Annotated in this window: 7 protein-coding genes and 4 tRNA genes; 3 read left to right on the plus strand and 8 right to left on the minus strand. The window is 41.5% G+C overall.

Features of this window, described 5'->3' with window-relative positions; genetic code table 11:
* Positions 1-339: 339 nt before the first annotated feature.
* From WAX46_RS05290 to WAX46_RS05305, 4 genes are all read right to left on the minus strand, one after another.
* A tRNA-Phe gene (locus WAX46_RS05290) sits at positions 340-412 on the minus strand.
* 27 nt (positions 413-439) lie between these two features.
* Positions 440-516: transfer RNA gene (locus WAX46_RS05295), tRNA-Asp, on the minus strand.
* 81 nt (positions 517-597) lie between these two features.
* Positions 598-669: transfer RNA gene (locus WAX46_RS05300), tRNA-Glu, on the minus strand.
* 6 nt (positions 670-675) lie between these two features.
* Positions 676-751: transfer RNA gene (locus WAX46_RS05305), tRNA-Lys, on the minus strand.
* A 327-nt stretch (positions 752-1,078) separates the two neighbouring features.
* Between WAX46_RS05305 and WAX46_RS05310 the strand changes: the two genes are divergently transcribed.
* Entirely contained in the window at positions 1,079-1,246 is a 168-nt protein-coding gene (locus tag WAX46_RS05310) for a hypothetical protein (RefSeq protein ID WP_226567272.1), read from the plus strand.
* A gap of 172 nt (positions 1,247-1,418) precedes the next feature.
* Here WAX46_RS05310 and WAX46_RS05315 read toward each other — a convergent pair whose 3' ends face one another.
* The 4 genes from WAX46_RS05315 to WAX46_RS05330 all read right to left on the minus strand — a co-directional run bounded on the left by WAX46_RS05315 (position 1,419) and on the right by WAX46_RS05330 (position 5,369).
* A complete protein-coding gene (locus tag WAX46_RS05315) occupies positions 1,419-1,679 on the minus strand; it encodes a hypothetical protein (RefSeq protein ID WP_226567271.1) in 261 nt (86 codons plus the stop codon).
* Positions 1,680-1,802: 123 nt separating this feature from the next.
* Positions 1,803-3,098: an adenylosuccinate synthase gene (locus tag WAX46_RS05320; protein WP_226567270.1), complete on the minus strand. Its 1,296-nt coding sequence runs from the start codon at positions 3,096-3,098 to the stop codon at positions 1,803-1,805.
* Positions 3,099-3,643: 545 nt separating this feature from the next.
* The gene (gene dnaB / locus WAX46_RS05325) at positions 3,644-5,008 is read right to left on the minus strand and encodes a replicative DNA helicase (RefSeq protein ID WP_226567268.1); all 1,365 of its coding nucleotides are present in this window, start codon (positions 5,006-5,008) and stop codon (positions 3,644-3,646) included.
* Positions 5,009-5,150: 142 nt separating this feature from the next.
* Positions 5,151-5,369, minus strand: a complete 219-nt coding sequence (locus WAX46_RS05330) for a hypothetical protein (protein ID WP_226567267.1) — start codon at positions 5,367-5,369, stop codon at positions 5,151-5,153.
* 1,095 nt (positions 5,370-6,464) lie between these two features.
* On the opposite strand from WAX46_RS05330, the gene WAX46_RS05335 reads away from it, so the two are divergent.
* Both WAX46_RS05335 and WAX46_RS05340 read left to right on the plus strand, forming a co-directional pair.
* Entirely contained in the window at positions 6,465-6,611 is a 147-nt protein-coding gene (locus WAX46_RS05335) for a YycC family protein (protein ID WP_226567266.1), read from the plus strand.
* 22 nt (positions 6,612-6,633) lie between these two features.
* Complete coding sequence (locus tag WAX46_RS05340) at positions 6,634-7,848, plus strand: CynX/NimT family MFS transporter (protein WP_226567265.1); 1,215 nt, start codon at positions 6,634-6,636, stop codon at positions 7,846-7,848.
* The last annotated feature ends 208 nt before the right edge of the window (positions 7,849-8,056 follow it).

Below are 8,056 nucleotides of genomic sequence, written 5' to 3' on the forward strand. Positions count from 1 at the left end.
CCCTCCTGCATTTTTAGTATCTATGTCATTCCATTTTGCATCTCTTATCAGTCCTTTTTGGTTTGAGGAAAAAAGGCTCACTGTCTATTATAACGTTTTAATCGGCAAAGATAAAAATAATAAAGGCTTTTCTTTCTAGTAAACGTTGGATAGGAAGAGCGATGTTCAAAAAATAATGACTTTTTCTTTTTTTATCGAAACTTTTCCAATCACCAAACGTCTATATACATGTAACGTCTTCTTCTTATGGAGCCGGGCCCTACCTAGGTCCGGCTTCTCCCTTTTTATGCCTTCATTTCATAATAAAAACGCACCTGCGATTGCAGATGCGTTTGGAAGTGGCTCGGGACGGAATCGAACCGCCGACACACGGATTTTCAGTCCGTTGCTCTACCAACTGAGCTACCGAGCCATCATCAATATGATGAATATGTATAAATGGCGGTCCGGACGGGACTCGAACCCGCGACCTCCTGCGTGACAGGCAGGCATTCTAACCAACTGAACTACCGGACCTCAGTAACTTGCCCGAAAAAGCAATCGTGGTGCTCTTTCAAGCAAGTGAGGAAAAATTAGCTTAACGCTAAAGTAAATCAATGACCCGTACGGGATTCGAACCCGTGTTACCGCCGTGAAAGGGCGGTGTCTTAACCGCTTGACCAACGGGCCAAAACATGGTGAGCCATGAAGGACTTGAACCTTCGACCCTCTGATTAAAAGTCAGATGCTCTACCAACTGAGCTAATGGCTCTCGGTTTGTGAAAAGTGAATCTGAAGAAGCTGTATTGCGTCAAACCAATAGCTTTCATAAAGCTGGAACATCGCATGCTAACAAGTTTCAGAGACCTTTGCAACAACGAGATTTATAATATCATAGACTAATTACATATGGCAATACGTTTTTCGACATTTTTTTTAAAAAGTGTCAGATTTGATTTATCCTATCAAACCATCAGTTTCTACAACCCCTCAATTTCAATGATCACTGCGTCTTTAAGCACATAGAAACGTTTTAGACTATCCAAAAATGGTTATACATAAAACAAGTGACATTGTTATTGAAAAAGGAAGAAGTAGCATGAGTTCATTTCAATTAGGAGATCAAATGCCCAATTTCTCACTGCCAACGTACAGGGCGTACACATTGATTTTAGAGGAACATCAAAGCTGGCATTTTCTAAAAAACAATTGGACCACTCCTTTCTCACTTAAGCATGATTATTGGGCTAGTGCAGCAAGCCAATGAGTTTCTTCACCTGTTCTCAGCTTTTATCGTGATCACTTTCGGTTGATGGATGATGTTGTTTGTTGTTTGTTTCTTGCTCAAGCACCTCTTTCTTCGTGTCCCATCTTAGTGGCACTTGATAGAAATTGACTGTCCCATTCCCATCAAAAATAATAGGTAACTGAACCATCTACTAATCTTGAACCAGATAATTGGACAACGGCCTACGGGTAGCGTGCGCTGTTAGGTACATCAGGAATGACCAACGCTCCTTTTGATTTTCCTCACGTTTAATTCGTCTAAGAAAAAGCATAGCCACCGCAAATTCTACTAATTCGTTTGGTACGAAGATCAGTGCATTGAGCGGTAGATCAATCCACAAAACGATTCGGAACAATGTTTCCCGCAGAGATCGTTCACGCTCATTTGCATAAAATACACCCACTCTCACCATCCTTTGAATGCTCCTTCCCTTTATACAGTTATCATATTGGGAATGGCAGGAAGTCTGTTCTTTAGAAATATTTAAACAAAAAAACACCAGTAAAATGTATGATTTTACTGGTGTCTGATCAGACTACAATGCTGTTCGGTACACGCTGCGGACAACGTTCGTTTGTGAACGGTCTGGTCCAACTGAGAAAATGGAAAGTGGAATTCCTGTTAATTGTGAAATACGCTCTAAATAATGGCGGGCATTTGCAGGCAGCTCACTTAAATTCTTCACGCCTGTAATATCCTCTGTCCATCCTGGCATTTCTTCGTAGACAGGCTCACATTTCGCTAATTCATTTAGACTTGCTGGGAATTCTTCTGTGATTTCTCCGTTCAATTTATAAGCGACACAGATTTTCAATGTCTCGATACCTGTCAAAACATCAATTGAGTTCAAAGATAAATCTGTAATACCGCTCACCCGGCGAGCATGACGGACAACAACACTGTCAAACCAGCCAACACGGCGAGGGCGACCAGTTGTCGTACCGTATTCACGGCCAACTTCACGGATTTGATCACCAATTTCATCATAAAGCTCTGTCGGGAATGGACCGTCTCCAACACGAGTTGTGTAAGCTTTTGACACGCCGACCACATGTTGAATTTTCGTAGGTCCTACGCCAGAACCAATCGTCACTCCTCCAGCCACTGGGTTAGATGATGTCACAAATGGATAAGTCCCTTGGTCGATATCAAGCATAACGCCTTGCGCCCCTTCAAATAGAACACGGCGGCCTTCATCTAGTGCATCGTTCAATACAACAGATGTGTCGACGACATATTTTTTCACTTGCTGACCATATTCATAATACTCGTCTAAAATATCTTCAATTTTAAAGCCTTCTGTGTCGTACATTTTTTCAAAAAGACGATTTTTCTCTTCTAAGTTACGTGCAAGCTTCTCTTCAAATACTTCACGATCTAATAGATCTGAGACCCGAATTCCGACTCTAGCTGCTTTGTCCATATAAGCTGGTCCGATTCCTTTTTTCGTCGTACCGATCTTATTAGCCCCTTTCCGCTCTTCTTCTACCTCATCCAATTTTAAATGATAAGGCAGAATCACATGGGCTCTATTGCTGATTCTGAGGTTATCTGTACTCACATTCCGTTCGTGAAGATACGCAAGCTCAGTGACCAACGCTTTAGGATCAATTACCATTCCATTACCGATGACACAAGTTTTCTCTTGATAAAAAATACCGGACGGAATGAGGTGTAGCTTGTAAGTCACTCCATCAAATTTGATCGTGTGACCTGCATTGTTTCCCCCTTGATAACGGGCAATCACCTCTGCATTTTCTGAAAGGAAATCGGTAATTTTCCCTTTCCCTTCGTCACCCCACTGCGTACCTACTACGACTACTGAAGACATATCTTGCACCTCCGTTAACCTTTCAAAACGTTATCTCTTTCAAACACATTTATTTTATCAATGCAAAACGAAAAAGTCAACGTGAAATCCGAACATTAATATCTCGAAATCAAATTTTGTTCGTTTTAAATGCAGAGAAAAGCGCTTTAAACATTCCTTTCACGTTTAAAAAAAGAGATTTCGAGTAAAAAGACTGTTTTTCATAGATCATTGTTCGTATTGAAATAAGAGAAAATAACGTGATTCTCACTTTATTAATGATTTTCAATCAATTGAATTATCGAGCTTGTCACATCAGCAGAAATGATAAATTTCCTCTGCATCTCGATGCACGTGATGCGGTTCAGGCCTTGCCAAAGTAAAGCTATGAGTCAATAGAGCGCCTCTCTTATGTGCAGATTGCATGTATGGGCTAAAAGAGTTGAAGCTGCGTGACACGCCTTGTTCATAATAAAAAGACTCCCACGAATGGGCGTCTTTTAAACGGGTGTAATTCCTTTTGTGTTCATGCATTCTTTCGATGTAGATGGATCAAAAATTGGGCTTTAAGCACCGGGCGGAACTCCCGCATGGTCAAATCTTCTTTCCAAGTTGACGAATTTATTATATTCTTTGACGAACGCCAGTGATACCGTACCAACTGGACCGTTACGCTGTTTCGCAATAATGATTTCAATAATGTTCTTATTCTCTGATTCTTTGTCGTAGTAATCATCACGATAAAGGAATGCCACAATATCGGCATCCTGCTCAATACTGCCTGATTCCCGTATATCAGACATCATCGGACGTTTGTCCTGACGCTGCTCTACCCCACGAGAAAGCTGTGATAGGGCAATGACCGGAACTTCAAGTTCTCTTGCTAGTGACTTTAAAGCCCTAGAAATTTCAGATACCTCTTGCTGACGGTTATCGCTTGATCGCCCGCTCCCTTGGATAAGCTGCAAGTAGTCAATCAGAATCATGCCAAGACCGTTTTCTTGCTTCAACCGGCGGCATTTCGAGCGAATTTCACTCACTCTGATCCCAGGTGTATCGTCAATGAAAATCCCACTATTTGATAACGAGCCCATCGCCATTGTCAGCTTACTCCAATCCTCTTCCGTCAGATTACCGGTTCTTAGGTTTTGTGCATTGATATTCCCCTCTGCACAAAGCATACGCATGACAAGCTGCTCAGCGCCCATCTCTAAACTAAAGATGGCGACACTTTCATCTGTCTTAGTCGCAACATTTTGTGCAATGTTCAATGCAAAGGCTGTTTTCCCTACTGATGGACGAGCCGCTACAATAATCAAGTCATTTCGCTGGAATCCAGCTGTCATCCGGTCAAGCTCAGAGAAACCCGTTGGAATCCCTGTGATATCACCTTTTCGGTTATGAAGCTGTTCAATATTATCGTATGTCTGAACAAGAATGTCTTTAATGTTTTGGAAGGCGCCTGAGTTTTTACGCTGAGCCACTTCCATAATGGTTTTTTCAGCATCACTCAATAGATCTTCTACTTCATCCTCACGCGTATACCCATCCTGTGCAATGGTTGTCGCTGTACGGATCAGGCGTCTTAAAATTGATTTTTCTTCTACAATTTTCGCATAGTATTCAATGTTCGCAGCAGTTGGAACAGAGTTCGCAATATCCGTTAAATACGAAATCCCGCCTATCTCTTCTAGTAAGTCTGTATTGGCAAGTTCTGATGTCACCGTGACAAGATCGACCGGTTCCCCTCTATCACCAAGTACAAGCATCGCATTGTAAATCTTTTGATGCGACATTCTATAGAAATCCTCTGGAATTAATACTTCAGAAGCGAGCGTTAGCGCAGATGGCTCTAAAAAAACAGCACCTAATACGGCCTGCTCGGCTTCTATATTTTGCGGCGGCAGCCGGTCATCGAGAAGTTCCGTCATGCCAAGCACCGTCCTTTCATAAAAAAATACGCTACTCATCATTTTAACATTTTCACCAATAAAAAAGTGAAAAACATCGACTATAGTCAAAATTACCTGTTGATGTTTCGTTGAACAGTATGTTTTTTGAAAAGAATTAGTGTTAGTGGTCGTTTTGCTGGAGGGCGTGTTGAAAGAGAAGAACGGTGATCATATCGGTAGTTCTCTGGTACAAATCCCATTCTTCATAGACTGCAAATGACATACGTATGTCATGTAATGATTGCTTCATTTCATAATATTCCTCCACTGTAAACGTATTTTTCAGTTTGAGCTGATTTTCAAGCAGTTTTAGTTTCAGCTTTCCTAACGTGGTGTTCATTCTGCCTACATTCCCTTCGATCTTGACTTCCTGAAAAGTGAAGTGCTTCCTAATGTATATGAATATACGCATTTTCTTTTAATAAGTTGTGAAATTTTGTCACCGGCTTTTCACGAACTTCCCTTCTTGTTTCCTAAAAAACAGGCCTAAAGACTTATTTTTCATCACTTTGAAAAGAACCTATATTTATTCTCTCAATAAAACAGAAAAACGGTAAATATTACAAGTCGGTCAAGGTCTTTTGATGTTTCTCCTCTTTTTGATTGACATGGTCCGGTACTCCTTATTTCCATCATTTGTTAGTGAGTTAGTCCTTTATTTACTGAATATTTGAATTATATCATCAATTATACAACTTAATGAATATTTGACTCATTATCTCTACACTCATCCAATATCCGCAAGCTGCTTTTATCATCATAATGGGGTCAATTTGAGGAAGAAGATTTTTAGATATGTCCAAACTTCTTGAAGGAATGGGGACTCAGGATTCTCTTTTCGGAGAAAGCCGTCCTTTTTTATACCTGGGACGGGGCAACTGGAACTTACATACAGACTTGTTATATTTAAACGGAATACTACTCCTCCTTCGGCTGATTTTCCAGTCATGTCCGTGCTTGATGGAAATTCACTTTTTGTCCCAATGGTCGAAACACTTCGTCTACAGTCAAGAAGTTGAAGTAACAGGAGTCGTACCTGCCATCATTTTGGGAATTTATCAGACAGAAGCACCCTATCATCCACTTAGGCATTATGATTTCACTCTTACAAGCCTCGCATCCATTGGAGACAAAAGAAAGTATTTCTCCACCCATACATATTAGAAAAGACTGTAAAGCCTTATATAGAGCAACGATTTCCAATTATTCGTACTTGCTATTTACACCTTATTGATGCGTCCTACCCTTTTTAAAAATATAAAACTATCTCCGGATCATTTTGAATTTCAAAGAAATTCTTATCAGCAATAAAGTGATTTTACAAAATCGAAATCTAAATATCCATATGTTGATATATTGGTCATTTTTTATCTGCATGACGTGAAGAGGATATGATATATTGGAACGTATAGATTGAAAGAGGAGGGATTTGCGCATGAGACCTTTACAAATCTCAGCCGATACCGCACTAAAGCTTGCTGCATCACTCAATGTACCGATTGAGCAAATCATGCATATGCCGCAGCATATCTTATTAGCTGAATTAGCGGAGCTTGAACAGAAGAAAGATCGGTCTTCTTAAAGAAATAAAGGAGTTTACATTCATGGAACAACAACTAGAACCATCAAACAGACATCCCCGCAGTACAGGGCAAACCATTTTGCTGATTGCTGGGATTTTACTTATTGCCTTTAACCTGCGGCCTGCCATTACGTCCGTTGGCCCTGTGATCGGTGTCATTCGTTCCGATTTGCAGCTTTCAAATGGACTTGCGGGTTTTCTCACTACCTTGCCGCTGCTCTCATTCGCATTGCTTTCTCCTATTGCACCTAAAATAGGAAAACGCCATGGCAATGAACGAACCCTTTGGCTTGGACTGGCTGTCCTTCTATTTGGGATTGTCATTCGCTCATTTGGAACCATCACCTTTTTAATGATCGGAACGGCGCTAGTCGGCGTCGGGATTGCGATTTGTAATGTGCTTTTACCAGGACTCGTGAAACATAAATTTCCGGCACATGCTGGATTGATGACAAGCGTGTATACGACTTCGATGTCCGTCTTTGCTGCACTTGCATCAGGTGTCAGTGTTCCGCTAAGTCATGCCATGCCTGGCGGCTGGAATACGTCATTCCTTGTATGGGGTGCGCTTGCGCTTGCTGCCATGATGGTCTGGGCTCCGCAGCTTCTTCATCAGAACACAGTGGCAGTCAAAAGCATTTCGCTCACAGAGCAGCCAATTTGGCGTTCACGTGTCGCATGGCAGGTGACCTTGTTTATGGGCTTGCAGTCATTTCTTTTCTACAGCAGTATCGCATGGTTCCCTGATATTTTGACATCACATGGCATGAACCTATCCACGGCTGGGTGGATGCTGTCTATTATGCAATTCGCTGGTCTTCCATCCACCTTTTTAACGCCAGTTTTAGCAGAAAAATTAAAAACACAAAGACCGCTTGTAGGGGGCCTTGTTCTTGTATACTTGCTGGGTATGATCGGTCTCCTCCTTGGAGGGTCTACACCTATTCTCGTCTTCTCTGTTTTATTAATCGGCATTGGACAAGGGGCCAGCATCAGTCTTGCTCTCACATTCATCGGATTGCGGACAACACATATGGAACAAGCAACTGCCCTTTCTGGGATGGCCCAGTCCCTTGGTTATTTATTAGCCGCTGTTGGTCCGTTCATGATCGGTGTTCTCTTTGATCTCACACATACATGGACGCCATCGATTTTCATCTTTATCATCATTTTATTATTCATGTTTTTATCTGGCATGCGCGCCGGGCGCAGCGTCTATATTTCAGATCCATCTTAAAAAAAAGAACCCGCCTCCTCGTGGGGACTGACCCCCTAAGATGAGACAAATAAAAAACACCTTCAAGTTTGAAAACGGACGGTTGTGATCCGAAATAAAACATGGAGGTGTTTTTTCTATGGGGACAAGAGTGAGTTATCCAGTTGAAGTCAAACAGAAGGCTGTAGAAATGAGATTGGCAGGTGTACCTATGAAAGAGATCATGCAG

This window comes from Bacillus sp. FJAT-53060 (assembly GCF_037104745.1).
Taxonomy (GTDB): domain Bacteria; phylum Bacillota; class Bacilli; order Bacillales; family Bacillaceae; genus Bacillus; species Bacillus stratosphericus_B.